At 47.2% G+C, this 1,215-nt stretch carries 1 rRNA gene; it reads left to right on the plus strand.

The features are described 5' to 3' along the window. The first annotated feature begins 9 nt into the window (after positions 1–9). A 5S ribosomal RNA gene (gene rrf, locus D2E25_RS10430) occupies positions 10–126 on the plus strand. Positions 127–1,215: the final 1,089 nt, after the last annotated feature.

Below are 1,215 nucleotides of genomic sequence, written 5' to 3' on the forward strand. Positions count from 1 at the left end.
TTGAAGATTTGCGGCGGTCATGGCCCAGGTGAAACGCCCGGTCCCATTCCGAACCCGGAAGCTAAGGCCTGGCACGGCGATGGTACTGCACCCGATAGAGTGTGGGAGAGTAGCACACCGCCGCATTACCCGTACAGAACCCCGGTAGAGCACACGCTCCCGGGGTTCACTCATACCAACACAAACACACACCTCCAATCCCCCCACACGCACATCCAGCCACGCTCCTCATCACAAGAGTGTGCATAAACGGAGCACACAAAACCCTAAGGGGGTATACGAATGAGCCGGAAATGCACACTAAGCAACAAACCAACCAAAAAGAGGCACGGCAACAACTCACAACGCATAGCCCAAACATGAAACGGGTTAATAGACAGAACGTGGGTCTTATTCGAAACAAGCCATTACAAGTGTGTATATGCGGTTCGTCACCTCGATAGTGTGCATAAACGGATCACATAAAACCCTAAAAGGGCATCTCAATAAACCGAAAATGCACACCAGTAACTAAGAACACACACTAAGCAATACGTCAAGCTTCTCTACTCTATTCACGGTATTGAATCGGATGATACTGCCACTGCGCTTTGTAACTGGCTGGTTTGTGACGGCATACACTATTGACGTAATCTAGAGCCCTCTTGGCACATGCCTGGAGGGCTCTTATCGTATGTGCCTTTGATATACCGTATGCTCAGTGACATAAAAGCTCTTATCGGAACACAGGCCTACAAGCTTTCCCTCTCAGTTGTTCTCTAGATCTTGTTTCCAGATACTTGTTATGTATCGATGTACATTCGCTCTGCAATGCTGCCTAAGTAATCGTTGCAACTTGATGAACATTGTTCGACACGCCGATGAGAAATAGAAATGAATCTATTTTTCCTCCAGATGCAGCGTAGAATGAGCGTAACGACGTGTTTTGAACGCAATTTCGACACGCCGATAGATCGTTGTGTTTTCAACGCTTTTGCATGTTGTGGCGTATTGCGATTTGCGCATATGCTGCTGTTCGTGTAAGTTATTCATTCGCTGCCGCTGAGCGGTTGAGATTCTTCCTCTGAGTTGATTCTTGATGGTTCTGTGTGTGGTGGTGGTTTGAGAACTCAAGAGTGTGTTTGTACTACTTTTTGTCTAATGATTGCCAGTTTGACTGTCGCCTTGATGCTTGTTTGGTGTTGGGGTCCATGAGAGTGGTTAATGATGGTCAGG

This window comes from Bifidobacterium goeldii, from assembly GCF_003951095.1.
Taxonomy (GTDB): domain Bacteria; phylum Actinomycetota; class Actinomycetes; order Actinomycetales; family Bifidobacteriaceae; genus Bifidobacterium; species Bifidobacterium goeldii.